This window comes from Lutimaribacter pacificus (assembly GCF_900142185.1).
Lineage (GTDB): Bacteria > Pseudomonadota > Alphaproteobacteria > Rhodobacterales > Rhodobacteraceae > Lutimaribacter > Lutimaribacter pacificus.
Genome location: NZ_FQZZ01000001.1, coordinates 76,103 through 92,851, shown reverse-complemented (window position 1 = coordinate 92,851; position 16,749 = coordinate 76,103). Strand labels below are relative to the sequence as shown.

The following is a 16,749-nucleotide window of genomic DNA, read 5'->3' as shown; positions in this document are numbered from 1 at the left end:
GTACGGACGACGAACTCAATCGCCTTCATAACAACACCACTCTTTGCCTCTTGGCGCACGATTTACCGACGGCGCCTGTTATTGTGCGGCAAACGTTACCTTATTTTCGACACATTCGAAAGATGGTTTTTTACCCGCGCACACAAAATACTGTGGGAAAACCAAAATGTTGCGGGAATATCCCACTGGGAAAATCCTGAAATCCGCACCAATTACGGCGAAAATGCGACTGTCAGCCCGTCAGCGCAGGAACGGCTCGGCCTGCATCGTTTCGGGAACGGGTGCGCCCAGCAGGCGCAGGATACTCGATGCCAGTTGCAACTGGTCAAGCGGCGTATCGGGTGCGGGTCCGTCGCCATCGCCGAAATAGTAAAGCGCGAAATCCTGCTGCAACGGGTCGTGCCCGCCATGATGGCCACGCGCATCCTGGCCGTGATCGGCGGTCACGATCACCTCGTACCCCATCGCGCGCCATTTCGGGATGAAGGGGGCCAGCATCTCGTCCATCACGGCGCAGGCGTGATCCATCTCCCGGCTTTCGTGGAAAAAGCGATGCCCCATGCTGTCCAGCGTACAGGTATGCAGCAGCCCGTAATCCAGGCCGAACCGTGCGCACAGGCTGGTCAGCGTGGCAAACAGGTCCACGTCCGAAGGCGTCATCTGGTTGATCAGCCCGTAGCCGGTCATCGTGTGGAACCGCCCGTGATTGATCGTGGCGCTGGCGGGTTCGTCATATTCGATATCCCGCACCAGATCGAACGGCGCGCGGTTGAAGAACTCGGACCAGAACGAATGCGCCACCGCCCCGGTCACACCACCGGCGGCGCGCACCTGCGCAAAGATATCGGGCTTGTCCAGATAGAACACGTTGCCATTGCCCGTGCAGCCATGTTCCTGCGGGGTGATCCCGGTGTGGATCGAGGCATAGCACGAGGCCGAGATCGACGGCAGCACCGAGCGCATGGTCCAGCGCCGCGCCGCGCCCGACTGCACCCAGCCTTCAAGATTGCCGAAAAGCCGCGTCCAGTTGCGCAGCGGCACACCGTCCAGAATGATCAGAAGAAGCTTGCGTTTCATGCATCACCACCGCATCGCGGGCTCAGTTCCCCGCGCTTTCCATCCTGCGGCTGGCGATCACGTCCTCCAGCCAGCCCAGCCGCATTTCCGGCACCGAGCTGAGCAGGAGGTCGGTGTAGTCGTCGAAGGGCGGGCTGAGCACCTCGCTTTTCGTCCCATAGCGCACGACCTGCCCCTGATACATCACCGCGATGCTGTCGGCGATGGCGCGCACGGTGGCCAGATCGTGCGTGATGAAGAGATAGGCCACATCCTCGATCTTTTGCAGATTCAGCAACAGCTTCAGGATGCCGTCGGCCACCAGCGGATCGAGCGCCGATGTCACCTCGTCGCAGATGATCAGCTTGGGCTTGGCGGCCAGCGCGCGGGCGATGCACACGCGCTGCTTCTGCCCGCCCGACAGCTCGGCCGGGTAGCGGTCGATGAACCCCTCGCCCATCTCGATCTCATCCAGCAATTCCTGCACGCGGCGGCGTTTCTCGGCCCCTCTCAGCCCGAAATAGAACTCCAGCGGGCGGCCGATGATCGTGCCCACGGTCTGACGCGGGTTCATCGCCACGTCGGCCATCTGGTAGATCATCTGCAATTCGCGCAGGTCGTCGCGCGGGCGCGTGGCCAGGTCGGGCGTCAGCTCGTGCCCGTCAAAGACGATCCGGCCCGCGCCCGGCGGCAACAGCCCGGTGATGACCCGCGCCAGCGTCGATTTCCCCGAGCCGCTTTCGCCCACCACCGCCAGCGTCTGACCGGGGTGCAGCTCCACGTTTACATCCTTAAGCACGTCGAATTTCGTGCCCTTGTAGCGCGCGGTCACGTTCTCGACCTGCAACAACGGGGTATCGGTGGGCTGCTTTTCCTCGTGCCGGATCGACCGGACGGACACCAGCGCCTGAGTATATTCTTCCTGCGGGTTGTTGATGATCTGGTCGGTGGTGCCGTATTCGACCATGTCACCCAGTTTCAGCACCATGATATCGTCGCTGACCTGCGCCACCACGGCCAGATCATGCGTGATATAGATCGCGGCCACGCCGGTATCGCGGATCGCCTCCTTGATGGCCATCAGCACGTCGATCTGGGTGGTCACGTCCAGCGCCGTGGTGGGTTCGTCGAACACCACAAGATCGGGTTCGGGGCACAGCGCCAGCGCCGTCATGCAGCGTTGCAACTGCCCTCCCGATACCTGGTGCGGATAGCGTTTCCCGATGGTTTCCGGGTTCGGCAGGCCCAGCTTGCGGAACAGCCCGACCGCGCGGTCCTCGGCCTGCTTGCGGGTGAACTTGCCGTGGCGCACCGCGGCCTCGGTCACCTGCTCCATGATGGGCTTGGCCGGGTTGAACGAGGCGGCGGCCGACTGGCTGACATAGGTCACCTCGCCCCCGCGCAGGCGGCGCAGGTCGGATAGCGACGTTTTCAGGATATCGCGCCCGTTCACCCGGACCTCGCCGCCGGTGATCTTCACCCCGCCGCGGCCATAGGCCATCGAGGCCAGTCCGATGGTGGATTTCCCCGCCCCGGATTCCCCGATCAGCCCCAGCACGCGCCCCGGTTCCAGGTCGAAGCTGACGCCATGCACGATCTCGATCTCGTGCGGCTTTTCGCCGGGCGGATAGACGGTCGCGCCGATCCTGAGATCGCGCACTTTCAGCAAGGAATCGCGCGGTTCGCTCATCCCCGGCCCCCTTTCAGGCTGGTGGTGCGGTTAAGCACCCAGTCCGCCACCAGGTTGACGCTGATCGCCAGCGTGGCGATCGCCACCGCCGGCCACAGCGCCGCGCCGATGCCGTAAACGATGCCGTCCTTGTTTTCCTTCACGATCCCGCCCCAGTCGGCGGCAGGCGGCTGCACACCCAGCCCGAGGAAGGACAGGGTCGACACGAACAGCACCATGAAGATGAAGCGCAGCCCCATCTCGGCCACCAGCGGGCTGAGCGCATTGGGCAGGATTTCACGGAAGATGATCCAGATACGCCCCTCGCCGCGCAGCTTGGCGGCCTCGACATAGTCCATCACGTTGATATCCACCGCCACCGCGCGGGCCAGCCGGTAGACGCGCGTGCTGTCCAGCAGGCCCATCACGACGATCAGCACGGGCACCGTCACCGGCATCACCGACAGCACGACCAGCGCAAAGATCAGCGACGGGATCGACATCAGCAGGTCGACGAAACGGCTCATCACCTGATCGACCCAGCCGCCCATGACTGCCGCAAGGAACCCCAGAACCGACCCGGTGGTGAAGGACAGGACGGTCGCGGCGGTGGCGATGAAGATCGTGGTGCGCCCGCCATAGATCATCCGCGTCAGCAGGTCGCGCCCGATATTGTCGGTGCCGATCAGGTGTTCGGCGCTTGGCGGTTCCCATACGCCGCCCACGACCTCGGCCATGCCGTAGGGCGCGATCCAGGGCGCAAGGATCGCCATCAGGAAATAAAGCGCCGTGAAGAACAGGCCGATGGCGGCCGCTATGGGAATGTTCTTCGTCATTTCGGATGCCTCAGACGCGGGTTCGACAGGATCGACACGATATCGGCAATCATGTTCAGCCCGATATAGACGGCGGCAAAGACAAGCCCGCAGGCCTGCACCACCGGCACGTCGCGTTTCGAGACGTGATCGACCAGGTATTGCCCCATGCCGGGATAGGTGAACACCACCTCGACCACCACGACACCGACCACCAGATAGGCCAGGTTCAGCATCACCACGTTGACGATCGGCGCGATGGAATTGGGAAAGGCATGGCGCCAGATGATCGTGAACATCGAGAGGCCCTTCAGCTCGGCCGTTTCGATATAGGCCGATTGCATCACGTTCAGGATGGCGGCGCGGGTCATGCGCATCATATGCGCCAGCACCACCAGCGTCAGAACCGCCACCGGCAGCGCGATGGCATGAAGTTTCTGGCCCAGGCTCATCGTGTCGTTGATCATGGCGACCGAGGGGGCAAGGCCCAGCTTCACCCCGACGAAATACATCAGCACATAGCCGATCAGGAATTCCGGGATCGAGATCGAGGCCAGCGTGACCCCCGAAATCAGCTTGTCCGGCCAGCGGTCACGATAGCGCACGGCCAGAAGGCCCAGAAAGATCGCCAGCGGCACGGCAACGACGGCCGCCCAGAAGGCCAGGAACATCGTGTTGCCCAGCCGCCGGCCCAGGCTTTCCGAGATGCTGGCCCCGTTGGTCAGGGCGGTTCCAAGATCGCCCTGCAACGCACCGAACAGCCAATCCAGATAGCGGGTCACAGCCGGTTCGTTCAGGCCCAGTTCGGCGCGCAGGTTCGCCAGCGCCTCGGGCGTGGCGGACTGGCCGAGGATGGATTGCGCCACATCGCCCGGCAGGATCTGCGTGCCCGCAAAGATCAGGACGGACACGAGAAAAAGAAGCAGGAGGCCCAGCGCGACACGCTGGACCACCAATTTCAGTGCAGGCACCATCTCAGGCGGCGACCCACATCTTCACCGGGGCAAAGAAGTTCATCAATTCGTAACCGGGGCCGCCTTGGACGTAACCGGCCACGCGATCGCTGAGCGCGTCGACGAAATCGTTGAACATCGGACAGATCAGCCCGCCCTCGTCGCGCACGATGGTCGACATGTCGGAATACATCTGCGTGCGCTTGGCCTCGTCCAGTTCGGCGCGCGCCGCCAGCAGCAACTGGTCGAAGGTTTCGTTGTTGAAGCGCGTGTCGTTCCAGTCGGCGGTCGAGAGGTAAGCGGTGGTGAACATCTGGTCCTGCGTTGGCCGCCCGCCCCAGTACGAGGTGCAGAAGGGCTGCGCATTCCAGACCTCGGACCAGTAACCGTCATTCGGCTCGCGCTTGATCTCGACCGGGATACCGGCCTGGGCGCAGCTTTGCTGGAACAGCGCCGCCGCATCCGGCGCGCCGGGGAAAGAGTTGTCCGAGGTACGCAGAAGGATCGGATCGGTGGCGCCGGATTTCTTCCAGTGATGCGCCGCCTTGTCCGGGTCGTATTCGCGTTGTTCGAAGTCGGTGAACAGCGGATAGGAGGCGTTGATCGGTGTGTCATTGCCCACCGAGCCATAACCGAACAGGATCTTGTCGACCATTTCCTGCCGGTTGATGCCGTATTTCAGCGCCATACGCACATCGTTGTTGTCGAAGGGCGCGGTATCGCAATGCATGATGAACACGTAATGGCCCGGGCCCGACTTGCTGTTCACCGTGATATTGGGCGCACGGTCCACAAGGGCGGCTGTGCGCGGCGGCACACGGTTCACCATGTCCACCTGTCCCGATTGCAGCGCCGCCATGCGGGCGGTGTCGTCGTTGATGACGATCATCTCGACCGTCGAGGCGTGGCCGCGGTTGCTGTCCCAGTGATCGGGGTACTTTTCGAACACGAACCGGACACCCGGCTCTGCCGATTTCACCACATAGGGCCCGGTGCCGATACCCGCGGTCGGATCGTCCTTGCCGCCATTGGGCTGGATGATCAGGTGATAATCCGCCATCAGGTAGGGCAAGTCGGCATTCGGCTGGTTCAGTTCCATCACAAAGCTGTCGCCCTCGGCGCGCATACCCGTGATGTCGCGCAGCAGCCCCAGCGCACCCGATTTGGTGTCTTCGCCGGAGTGGCGTTCCAGCGTGGCCAGAACATCCTCGGCAGTGACGGTCTTGCCGTTCGAGAAGGTGACGCCGGAGCGAATCTTGAAGGTCCAGGTCTTGGCGTCCGGGGTCGAGCTCCAGCTTTCGGCAACCCGGCCTTCGAGGCCGCCGCCCTCTTTCAGCTCGACCAGCGTTTCACCCCACATCTGCGAAACCATCGTCGCGGTGGCATTTGCCGCCAGCGCCGGATCGAGGCTGTCGCCCGAACCGCCGCCCTGGATGCCGACACGGATGGTGCCGCCCTTTTGCGGGCCGGCGGCCCTGACCGCGCCGGCCAGCATCGTGTTCGCCAGCGCCGCCGACACGCCCAGCGCGCCCATGCGACCCATGAATTCGCGGCGGCTGATATGGCCCAGCGCCGCGCGTAGCTTGAGATAGTCGATCTGGTTCTTCATGCGGTTCTCCCCGTTGTTTGGTCCCTGTCCGGTCTGCCGGGCGGGTTATTGACTTTGCCGTCAAGAATGCCGATTGCGCCGCGCGCTTCAAGTCAAAACTTTGATGATTTCCGACATGACAGGTCTGTTTGCGACATCATCCCGTCACATGTGGTCGCGTGGAATCCTATCGGCGACCTTGCGCTCAAGGATCAGGCGGTCGTTTTCATAAGCTTCCAGCCGCCCCTCGACATGGAAATGGGTCGCATCGGCCCACATCCCGGCAAAGGTTTCGGTCCGCGTGCGGATGTCGCCGCGTTCGACCTCTTCGGTCCAGTGCGTGCGGGCGCGGGCGCTCAGCGGGTCGTCGGGATGGATTTCCCACCATTCCCGCGCCACCCCGCCCGAGACCAGCCCGTGCCCGAGATCGCGCCGCTTGCCGGCGTCACGCTCGATGTAATGGGTGACGATGCCGCTGACCATGTCGGTCGTGACCTCGCGCCGTTCGGTATCGGGGCGCAGGATCTCGACCTCCTGCGGCGGGGCGGCGGCGGGCGGCGGGAACGTCCATTCATTACCACCGGCACGGTCACGTATGGACAGCCGCAAGTCACCTTCCAGCAGGGTGACGGTCGCGGCATCAGGCGCGGGCCAGATCATCGGCCAATAGGCCGTGCTGACGGCCAGCCGTATCCGGTGCCCTGCCGGCACGCGATAGGCGACATGATCCAGCACGACCTCGACCTCTTCCGCCACGCCGGGCACCATCGGCCGCGGCTCGGCCGATCCCGCACGGTGCGACAGGTTCAGCAGGCCCCAGGTGATCCGCGTGCTGGCTCCGTCCGGGTGCACGTGGCACAGCCGCACGGCGATCTGCGCCTGCGGCCTGCCGGCGCTCAGCTTCAGGCGCAGGATCGGGGCGCCGACGATATCCGCATCCGCCCCAAGCGGCGCGCTGTCGAAACAGGCCGACATCGCGTCGTCGCCACGCTGGTCGCCCGGCCATTCCGGCCCGGCGGACCCACCGTAATATTCGCCGCATTCCATCCCGCATGTCTGCGGCGAGGCGATTGCCCCGTCCAGCGGCGCGGCCATACCGCCCAGTTGGCCCGGCGACAGATGCCAGACCTGCTGCGGCCATTCGGTATCGTGATCGGCCAGCCACCGCCCCGGACGCTCGGCATAGGATCGGTCGGGCCGCGCCCCGTCCATCAGGTAGTGGCGATAGGCCGGGTCGCCCTCGACCCCGGTGTCGATATCCCTGAGCCAGCGGTCCCACCAGCGCAGCGCCTCCTGCAGAAACCCGATGCGCGGTTCGGGCACGGCGAAATGCGGGTATTTGTGAATCCATGGCCCGTTGATGCCCTTGGTGCCCGGAATGTTCCGCACCAGGTGCGGCACCGTGTTCAGGTATCCGTCGCCCCAACCGCTGATCGCCAGCACCTTCGCCCTGATCCGGCTGAAATCCTCGCAGATCGAGCCGTGCTGCCAATAGGCATCCCGCCGCTGGTGGCGCAGCCAGGTTGCGATCAGGAACGGCTCGTTCTCCAGCCGGTGCAGCCAGAGGTCGCGCCAGTCGTCCCGCAGGGCCGGATCGGGCGGGCGCGAGGAATAGGCCCACATCACCGACGACCAGCCGAAATTCTCGTTCAGCAGGCAACCGCCCTTGTAGTGGATGTCATCGGCAAAGCGGTCCACCGTCGAGCACAGCGAGATCACGGCCTTCAGCGGCTCAGGCTGCAGATAGGCCACCTGCAAGCCGTTGAACCCGCCCCAGCTGATTCCCATCATGCCCACCCGGCCCGAGCACCAGGGCTGCGCCGCCAGCCAGCCGATCACCTCGACCGCGTCGTCCAGCTCCTGCGGGCTGTATTCATCCGCCATCAGCCCGTCGCTGTCGCCATTGCCACGCATGTCGACACGGATGCAGGCATAACCGCGCGCGGCGAACCACGGATGGGTCAGCGCATCGCGCGCCGTCGTTCCGTCACGCTTGCGATAGGGCAGGTATTCCAGGATCGCGGGCACCGGATCGTCGCCCGCATCCGCAGGCATCCAGACACGGGCCGACAGCTGGCAGCCATCGGACAGGGGGATGCGCATGTCGGCGATTTCGGCGACCGGGCGGAGGGCATTCTTCTGCTCTGTCATGGACGCAACTTCATGTCCCCCTGCCCGCTGGTCAAGCAAAACAGGCCCGCCCCCTTCATCGTTCGGAAAAATACTCCCGCCGGAGGCGGCTGCCCGGCCTTGGCCTAAGCCTGCGGGATCTTCGCCGTCGCCTCGATCTCGATCTGCGCCTCGTCCTCGACCAAAGCCGAAACGACGACCATCGTCATCGCCGGAAAATTGCGCCCGAAAACGGACCGGTAGCTGCGCCCGATCTCGGCCTGGTGGGCCAGGTATTCCTGCTTGTCCGTGACATACCAGGTCAGCCGGGTCAGGTGCTCGGGCCCGCCGCCCGCGGCCTCGACGACGGCCAGGATGTTCTTCAGCGCCTGCTCCATCTGCCCGATGAAATCATGCGCCTCGAACACCTGCCCGGCGGTCCAGCCGATCTGCCCGCCGACATAAAGCGTGCCGTCCTCGGTCAGCACACCGTTGGCATAGCCCCTGGCCGGAGCCCAGCCCTCGGGATGAATGATGCGGTTCGTCATGCGATTTCCTCCTCCTGATGCGCCAGCAGCGCGCCGCGTGCCGCGTCGGACCACGGCATCGGCCGCAGGTCAGGCCCGACATGGACCAGCACCGACCGGGCGGTCAGCCGCGTTTCGCCGCCGCAGGTACAGACAAATCGCGTCGTGACGCTGCTGCGCCCGACGCGGGTGAATGCCAGCGTGAAATCCAGCCAGTCGCCATGCCGGCTGGGCGCGGTGAATTCGGTGTCGATCCGGGCGGTCGGCACGCCACGATCGGGGTGCATCTCGTGGAACGCCTCGCCGGGGATGGCGGCAAAGAACGCCTCGACCACGTCGTTCAGCATTTCGAAATAGCGCGGGAAAAAGACGATCCGCGCCGGATCGCAGTGCCGAAACAGCACCTGTTGACGATGGGTGAACGCCATGCCCCTGCTCAGAATGCCTTGAAGGTCAGGGTGGTCAGGCTGCGCTCGACCCCGGCGACATCCACCAGCATCTCGTTGATGAACTTGCCGATATCCTGATCCTCGGGAATGTACAGCTTGATCAGCAGATCCCAGTCGCCGCTGGTCGAATACAGCTCGGAATGCAACTCCTTCAGCATGACCTGCTCGGCCACCTTGTAGGTCTGGCCGGGTTTGCAACGCAGTTGAACAAAGGTGGCACGCATGGCTTGTCACTCCTCTTTCAGGCGGAACCGCTGGATCTTGCCGCTTTCGGTTTTCGGCAGCGCGTCGGTAAAGACCACCGATCGCGGATATTTGTAAGGGGCAATCGTCGCCTTGACGTGATCCTGCAGCAGTTTTGCCATGGCTGCCCCGCCATCGGTGCCCGCGCGCAGCACAACATGGGCCTGCACGATCTGGCCGCGCGCGTCGTCCGCCACGCCCACGACGGCGCATTCCGCCACATCCGGGTGCGCCAGCAACGCCGCCTCGACCTCGGGTCCGGCGATATTGTAGCCCGCGCTGACGATCATGTCGTCGTTGCGTGCGGCGAAATGCAGGTAACCGTCCTCGTCCATCGAGAACGCATCGCCGGTGACGTTCCAGCCATCCGTCACGTAATCGGCCTGGCGCGGGTCGGCCATGTAGCGGCAGCCGGTGGGGCCGCGCACCGCCAGCCGGCCGATCTGGCCGCGCGGCATGTCCTTGCCGTCTTCGCCGATCACCCGGGCCTCGTAACCGGTGACCGGCCTGCCGGTGCAGGCGGGACGGTGATCGTCAAAACGGTTGGTGATGAAGATATGCAGCATCTCGGTCGCGCCGATCCCGTCGAGCATCGGCTTGCCGGTCTTTTCCATCCACTCTTCGTAGATCGGGGCGGGCAGCGTTTCGCCCGCGCTGACGGCAGCCCGCAGCGATGACAGGTCGGCACCCTCGTCGATCGCCTGCAGCATCACGCGATAGGCGGTGGGCGCGGTAAAGCACACCGTTGCACGGAATTTCTCGATGATCTCGATCAGGTTGGGGGGCGAGGCGTTTTCCAGCAGCGCCGCCGCCGCGCCGAAGCGCAGCGGGAACACCGCCAGCCCGCCAAGGCCGAAGGTAAAGGCCAGCGGCGGCGAGCCGACGAACACGTCGTCGGGCTGCACGTTCAGCACCTCGCGCGCATATCCGTCGGCGATGATCAGGATATCGCGGTGGAAATGCATCGTCGCCTTGGGTGATCCCGTCGTGCCGCTGGTAAAGCCCAGCAATGCCACGTCGTCGCGGCCCGTCTTCACCGCCTCGAACCGCACGGGTTTTTCCAGCGCCAGCCGGTCAAGCTCGGCATCGTGGTTCGAGGTGCCGTCGAACCCGACCACCGTTTTCAGGAATTTCGAGGTCTTGGCGCAGGCGGTCATCTCGTCCATCAGCCGCGTGTCGCACAGCGCATGGGTGATCTCGGCCTTGTCCACGATCTTGGACAGCTCGCCCTTGCGCAGCATCGGCATGGTATTGACCGCGACCGCGCCCACCTTGGTCACCGCCAGCCATGCCGCCACCATCGCCGGGTTGTTGGCCGAGCGGATCAGCACGCGATTGCCCGGCTTGACCTTCAGGTCGTCGACCAGCGCATGGGCCAGCCGGTTGGTCCAGTCCGACAGTTCCTTGTAGGTGCGCCGCCGCCCGTTGCCGATCAGGGCGGTGCGGTCGCCATGCCCCTTTTCGACCATCGCGTCGGTCAGTTCGACCCCGATATTCAGGTGGTCGGGGTAATCGAACCCGTCCAGCAGGAAATCCGGCCACTGATCCGCGGGCGGCAGGTTGTCGCGGGTGAAGGTGTCGGTATGTGCGCTCGGTCCCAGCATGTCAGCCCCCCTGATGCATCGCCAGCGCCTGCCGCGCGATCACCACGCGCTGCACGTCGGAGGCACCTTCATAGATCCGCAGCGCCCGGATATCGCGATACAGTTCCTCGACCTTCTGGCCCTTGCGCACGCCGTCGCCGCCATGCAGCTGCACCGCGCGGTCGATCACCTGCTGCGCCTGGTCGGTGGCGAACAGCTTGGCCATCGCCGCCTCGCGCGTGACGCGCGGCGCGCCGCTGTCCTTGGTCCAGGCCGCGCGATAGACCAGCAGGGCCGCGGCATCCACGTCCAGCGCCATGTCGGCGATATGGCCCTGGACCATCTGCAGATCGAAAAGCGGCGCGCCCTGCACCTGGCGGGTTGTGACACGCTCAAGCGCCTCGTCCAGCGCGCGGCGGGCAAAGCCCAGCGCCGCCGCCGCCACGGTCGAGCGGAACACGTCCAGCACCGACATGGCGATCCTGAATCCCTGCCCGCGTTCGCCCAGCAACGCATCTTTGGGAATGCGGCAATCGGTGAATTTCAGGCGTCCCAGCGGGTGTGGCGCAATCACCTCCAGCCGCTCGACCACCTCGAAACCCGGCAGCCCGGCAGGCACGATGAAAGCCGACAGCCCTTTGGCGCCGGGCCCCTCGCCGGTGCGCGCGAACAGCGTGTAGAGACCGGCGATGCCGCCATTTGAAATCCACGTCTTTTCACCGTTCAGGATGAAATCGTCGCCATCCTCTTCCGCCGTCAGGGTCGAGGCCGCCACGTCCGAGCCCGATTGCGGCTCGGTCAGGGCAAAGGCGGAAATCGCCGCGCCCGCGCGCGTCTGCGTCAGCCAGCGGCGTTTCTGGTCGTCGGTGCCGAACAGCGAGATCGCCCCGGTGCCCAGCCCCTGCATGGCAAAGGCGAAATCCGCCAGCCCGTCATGACGCGCCAGCGTTTCCCGGATCAGGCAAAGCGACCGGACATCGAGCCCGCCGCCCTCGGGGTCCACCGCGGAATGGCGCAGGAATCCCGCCTCGCCTAGCCCGGCCACCAGCGCACGGCAGGCCGCGTCGGTATCGGAATGGTCGATGGCGCCCAGGTTGGCGGCGCACCAGGCCTCCAGCTCTTCCGACAGCGTGCGGTGCCTTTCGTCGAAAAACGGCCAGTTCAGGAATGTCTTGTCCGCCATTGCGCGTTCCCCTGTTTCATCGTTCCCGAAATACTCCCGCCGGAGGCGTGACCCCGGCGCGGCGTCAGTCGCCTTCGAACACGGGTTTCTCCTTGTTCACGAAGGCATGGTAGGCACGTTCGAAATCGCCGGTCTGCATGCAGATCGCCTGCGCCTGCGCCTCGGCCTCGATGGCCTGTTCGATCGACATCGACCATTCCTGCGCCAGCATCGTCTTGGTCATCATGTGACCAAAGCCCGGCCCCGCGGCGATGCTGCGCGCCCATGCCACCGCCTCGGACTCAAGCCGATCGGCCTCGACGATGCGGTTGAAGAACCCCCAACGCTCGCCTTCCTCGGCGCTCATCGCCCGGCCGGTGTAAAGCAGGTCGGCCGCACGCCCTTGCCCGATGATGCGCGGCAGGATCGCACAGGCGCCCATGTCGCAGCCGGCCAGCCCCACGCGGGTGAACAGGAACGCGGTCTTCGCCTGCGCCGTGCCCATGCGCAGGTCCGAGGCCATGGCGATGATCGCACCGGCGCCGACGCAGATGCCATCGACCGCCGCGATCACCGGCTTGCCGCAGTTCACGATCGCCTTGACCAGATCGCCCGTCATCCGGGTGAAGGCCAGCAGTTCCTTCATGTTCATCCGGGTCAGCGGGCCGATGATGTCATGCACATCCCCGCCCGAACTGAAATTGCCGCCGTTCGAGGCAAAGACCACCGCCTTGACGTCATCCGCGTAGTGCAGGTCGCGGAACCAGTCGCGCAGTTCGGCGTAGCTGTCGAATGTCAGCGGGTTCTTGCGGTCGGGCCGGTCCAGCCGCACGGTGGCGATCCCGTCCTCGATCTTCAGCAGAAAATGTTTCACGTCGGTGCGCATCGGCGTCATCCCTTGTCTCCCTTCGTTTCCAGCGCCTCGGCCAGTTCCTTCAGCCGGGCCGCCATGTTCCGCGCTTCGGCGGCCCCCATCCCGGCGAAGAACCTGTCGATCCACGCCTCGTGCTCGGCGGCCTGCCCGGCGAACACCTCCTGCCCCCGCGCGGTCAGCCGTGCCATCATTGCCCGACGGTCGCCGGGGACGGGCACGCGCTCGACAAGCCCCTCTTCGGCAAGGCGGTCCACGATCCCGGTGACGTTGCCGTTCGACACTTTCAGCACGCCCGACAGTTCCGACATGCGCAGCCCGTCGCGGTGCCGGTTCAGCGCCGACATCACGTCGAAGCGCGGCAGCGTGGTGCTATGTTCGCGGCGCAGCCTGTCGCGCAGTTCGCCCTCGATCTTGCGGGTGACGCCCAGCAGCCGGAGCCAAAGGCGCAGCCGCGCCTTGGAGTCGTCCGTGCTGCGGGTAATCTCAGCCTGGTCGCTCATATCTCGCCTCCCGTCAGGCTCAGCGCGTGCCCGTTGACCGAGCGCGCGGCCTCGGAACACAACCAAAGCGCCGCGCCCGCCACCTCGTCGGTCTGGATGAAGCGGCCCTGCGGGTTGCCCGCGCGCAGCGACTTGGCGGCCTGTTCCCCGGTCATGCCGGTCTTTTCGACGATATTGGCAATCGAGCGATCCAGCAAAGGCGTTTCGATGAAACCCGGGCAAAGCGCGTTCACCGTCACGCCCGTGCGCGCCAGTTCCACCGCCAGCGCCCGGACCAAACCCAGCACGCCATGCTTGGCCGCGACATAACCCGCGACATAAGGATAGCCCTTCAGCGATGCGGTCGAGGCCACGGCGATCATCCGCCCCCAGCCCTGCGTCTTCATGTCGGGAAGAGCGGCCTGAAAGCTGTGGAAGACGCCCGTCAGATTCACCCGCAGCATCGCATCCAGATCGTCGGCGGTCATCGCCTCGAACGGCTTGCTGTCGGCGGCGCCGGCATTGGCCACCACCACGTCCACAGGCCCGTTCAGCCCGCGCGCCTGCCGGAACGCGTCGCGCACCGCCGCGCCATCGGTCACGTCGCAGGTGATCCAGCCGATGAACTTGTGCTGCTTGGCCACCTCGCGCAAAGGTGCCTCGCGCCGACCCAGGATCGTGACCTTTGCGCCGGCATGGGCAAAGCTCTCGGCCATCGCGGCGCCGACGCCGGTGCCGCCCCCGGTGACGATGACGTGCCGGCCCTCCATCAGACACGCACCTGCTGCATTTCCGCCTCGCGGTCGGCCAGACGCCACGCCTGATCGCGCCCGGCAAGATAGGGCAGCGGCCAATGTTCCAGCCGGTCGCCGATCCGCGCGCCTTCGTGCAGCGTCCAGTAGGGATCGGCCAGATGCGGGCGCGCGACGGCCACAAGATCGGCCCGGCCCGCCATCAGGATCGAGTTGGCGTGGTCGGCCTCGTAGATATTGCCGACGGCCATCGTCGAAATCCCCGCCTCGTTGCGGATGCGGTCGGAAAACGGGGTCTGGAACATACGCCCGTAAACCGGCCTGGCGTCGATGCTGGTCTGGCCGGCGGACACGTCGATGATATCGGCGCCCGCGTCCCAGAACATGCGCGCGATCTTTACCGCCTCTTCGGGCGTCACGCCGTCGTCGCCCACCCAGTCGTTGGCCGAAATGCGCACCGACATCGGTTTGGCCGCGGGCCATGCCGCACGCATCGCGGCGAACACTTCCAGAGGATAGCGCATCCGGTTTTCCAGGCTGCCGCCATATTCGTCCTGCCGGATGTTGGATTTCGGCGAGATGAAGGACGACAGCAGATAGCCGTGGGCGGCATGCAGTTCGATCATGTCGAAACCTGCGCGGCCGGCCATTTCCGTGGCGGCCACGAACTGATCGCGTAGCTCGTCCATCTCGGCGCGCGTGATCTCGCGCGGGGTCGCGTTTTCGGGCGACCACGGGATCGGCGAGGCCGAGACGATATCCCAGTTGCCGGAGGCCAGCGGCGCGTCCATCTTTTCCCAACCCAGCTGGGTCGAGCCCTTGCGCCCCGAATGCCCGATCTGGCAGCACAGCCGCGCCTCGGTTTCGGCATGGACAAAATCGTTCAGGCGCGTCCACGCGGCCTCGTGCTCGGGGGCATAGAGCCCCGGACAGCCGGGTGTGATCCGGCCTTCGGGCGAAACGCAGGTCATCTCGGTATAGACCAGCCCGGCGCCGCCCTTGGCGCGCTCGGCGTAATGCACGAAATGCCAGTCGGTCGGGCAACCGTTCACCGCCTTGTATTGCGCCATCGGGCTGACGACGATGCGGTTCTTCAACGCCATGTCGCGCAGCTTGTAGGGCGCGAACATGGGCGGGCGCACGGGCGCGTCACCGGGCACACCGGCCTGCATCTGGAACCACTTTTCCGCCGAGCGCAGCCAGTCGGGGTCGCGCAGGCGCAGGTTTTCGTGGGAGATCCGCTGCGAGCGGGTCAGCAGCGAATAGTTGAACTGCACCGGGTCAAGGTCGAGATACCGCTCGACCTCTTCGAACCATTCAAGGCTGTTGCGCGCGGCCGATTGCAGGCGCAGCACATCAAGGCGGCGTTCGTCCTGGTATTTGCGGAACGCATCCTCCAGCGTCGGTTCGCTGTCGACGAACTCGGCCAGCGCGATCGCGCTGTCGAAGGCCAGCCGCGACCCCGACCCGATCGAAAAATGCGCCGTGGCCGAGGCATCGCCCATCAGCACCACGTTCTTGTGGTGCCATTTTTCGCAATTCACGCGCGGGAAATTGATCCAGACCGCCGAACCGCGCAAATGCTTGGCGTTCGACATCAGATCGTGCCCGTCCAGGTGATCTTCGAAAATGCTGCGGCAGGTCTCGACGATCTCTTCCTTCGACATGCCCTCGAACCCCCAGTTATCCCAGGTGTCCTGCGTGCATTCCACGATGAAGGTCGCGGTGTCGTCGTCGAACTGGTAGGCATGGGCCCAGACCCAGCCATGTTCCGTCTTTTCGAAGATGAAGGTAAAGGCGTCGTCGAATTTCTGATGCGTGCCCAGCCAGATGAACTTGCACAGGCGCGTGTCGATATCGGGTTTGAAATGCTCGGCCCAGGCATCGCGCACGCGCGAGTTCAGACCGTCCGCGGCCACCACGAGATCATACTTGTCGGAATACTCCTCAACCGCGCCGACCTCGGTTTCGAATTGCAGGTTCACACCCAGTTCGCGCGCGCGTTCCTGCAGCAACAGCAGCAGCTTCATCCGACCGATGCCGGCAAAGCCATGCCCGCCCGATACCGTGCGGTGCCCGTCATGGATCACGGCGATATCGTCCCAGTAGGCGAAATTCGCGCGGATCGCCCCGGCGCTTTTGGGGTCGTTCCGTTCAAGGTTCTCCAGCGCGTCGTCCGACAGCACCACGCCCCAGCCGAACGTATCGTCGGCCTTGTTGCGCTCGAACACGGTGATATCCGCATCCGGCTGCCGCAGCTTCATCGAAATGGCAAAATAGAGCCCCGCCGGCCCGCCGCCCAAACATGCGACCTTCATGGTATCGCCTCCCCGAATCCATCGCGTCATCCAAGCGTAGCGCAGGCGGCAATTATTTCAAAGGCAAATATTTTAAGATTAAAACATAAGGCGGCACCCGGTTTCATCTTGCCAAAAATACTCCGGGGGTCCGGGGGCAGCGCCCCCGGGACGGGAGGAGTGGCGCGCGCCC

At 64.8% G+C, this 16,749-nt stretch carries 15 protein-coding genes; all 15 read right to left on the bottom strand.

All coding sequences use genetic code 11. The annotated features are described in order from the left end of the window. Positions 1-240 precede the first annotated feature (240 nt). Positions 241-1,077: an alkaline phosphatase family protein gene (locus F3H87_RS00420; protein WP_149786996.1), complete on the bottom strand. Its 837-nt coding sequence runs from the start codon at positions 1,075-1,077 to the stop codon at positions 241-243. A 22-nt stretch (positions 1,078-1,099) separates the two neighbouring features. After that, positions 1,100-2,746: an ABC transporter ATP-binding protein gene (locus tag F3H87_RS00415; protein WP_149786997.1), complete on the bottom strand. Its 1,647-nt coding sequence runs from the start codon at positions 2,744-2,746 to the stop codon at positions 1,100-1,102. Next, positions 2,743-3,561: an ABC transporter permease gene (locus tag F3H87_RS00410; RefSeq protein ID WP_149786998.1), complete on the bottom strand. Its 819-nt coding sequence runs from the start codon at positions 3,559-3,561 to the stop codon at positions 2,743-2,745. Before F3H87_RS00410 ends, F3H87_RS00415 begins: the two co-directional genes overlap by 4 nt. After that, positions 3,558-4,514 (bottom strand): ABC transporter permease, encoded by a 957-nt coding sequence (locus F3H87_RS00405; RefSeq protein WP_149786999.1) that lies wholly within the window; start codon positions 4,512-4,514, stop codon positions 3,558-3,560. The genes F3H87_RS00410 and F3H87_RS00405 overlap by 4 nt, the downstream gene beginning before the upstream one ends. 1 nt (position 4,515) lies before the next feature. Next, on the bottom strand, positions 4,516-6,102 hold the full coding sequence (locus F3H87_RS00400; RefSeq protein WP_149787000.1) for an ABC transporter substrate-binding protein: 1,587 nt from the start codon (positions 6,100-6,102) through the stop codon (positions 4,516-4,518). A gap of 144 nt (positions 6,103-6,246) precedes the next feature. Continuing rightward, on the bottom strand, positions 6,247-8,232 hold the full coding sequence (locus F3H87_RS00395) for a CocE/NonD family hydrolase (protein ID WP_149787001.1): 1,986 nt from the start codon (positions 8,230-8,232) through the stop codon (positions 6,247-6,249). A gap of 104 nt (positions 8,233-8,336) precedes the next feature. After that, positions 8,337-8,738, bottom strand: coding sequence for a RidA family protein (locus tag F3H87_RS00390; RefSeq protein ID WP_149787002.1), 402 nt, complete (start codon positions 8,736-8,738; stop codon positions 8,337-8,339). After that, positions 8,735-9,145: an acyl-CoA thioesterase gene (locus F3H87_RS00385; RefSeq protein WP_149787003.1), complete on the bottom strand. Its 411-nt coding sequence runs from the start codon at positions 9,143-9,145 to the stop codon at positions 8,735-8,737. The genes F3H87_RS00390 and F3H87_RS00385 overlap by 4 nt, the downstream gene beginning before the upstream one ends. Positions 9,146-9,153: 8 nt before the next feature. Next, a complete protein-coding gene (locus F3H87_RS00380) occupies positions 9,154-9,390 on the bottom strand; it encodes an Lrp/AsnC ligand binding domain-containing protein (RefSeq protein WP_149787004.1) in 237 nt (78 codons plus the stop codon). 6 nt (positions 9,391-9,396) lie between these two features. After that, the gene (locus tag F3H87_RS00375) at positions 9,397-11,013 is read right to left on the bottom strand and encodes an AMP-binding protein (protein WP_149787005.1); all 1,617 of its coding nucleotides are present in this window, start codon (positions 11,011-11,013) and stop codon (positions 9,397-9,399) included. Between the two features lies 1 nt (position 11,014). Further along, positions 11,015-12,175 (bottom strand): acyl-CoA dehydrogenase family protein, encoded by a 1,161-nt coding sequence (locus tag F3H87_RS00370; protein WP_149787006.1) that lies wholly within the window; start codon positions 12,173-12,175, stop codon positions 11,015-11,017. Between the two features lie 64 nt (positions 12,176-12,239). After that, on the bottom strand, positions 12,240-13,040 hold the full coding sequence (locus F3H87_RS00365) for an enoyl-CoA hydratase family protein (protein ID WP_149787143.1): 801 nt from the start codon (positions 13,038-13,040) through the stop codon (positions 12,240-12,242). 5 nt (positions 13,041-13,045) lie between these two features. Further along, positions 13,046-13,528, bottom strand: a complete 483-nt coding sequence (locus F3H87_RS00360) for a MarR family winged helix-turn-helix transcriptional regulator (protein ID WP_149787007.1) — start codon at positions 13,526-13,528, stop codon at positions 13,046-13,048. Then, complete coding sequence (locus F3H87_RS00355) at positions 13,525-14,277, bottom strand: SDR family NAD(P)-dependent oxidoreductase (RefSeq protein ID WP_149787008.1); 753 nt, start codon at positions 14,275-14,277, stop codon at positions 13,525-13,527. The genes F3H87_RS00360 and F3H87_RS00355 overlap by 4 nt, the downstream gene beginning before the upstream one ends. Continuing rightward, positions 14,277-16,577, bottom strand: a complete 2,301-nt coding sequence (locus F3H87_RS00350) for a bifunctional salicylyl-CoA 5-hydroxylase/oxidoreductase (protein WP_149787009.1) — start codon at positions 16,575-16,577, stop codon at positions 14,277-14,279. Before F3H87_RS00350 ends, F3H87_RS00355 begins: the two co-directional genes overlap by 1 nt. Positions 16,578-16,749: the final 172 nt, after the last annotated feature.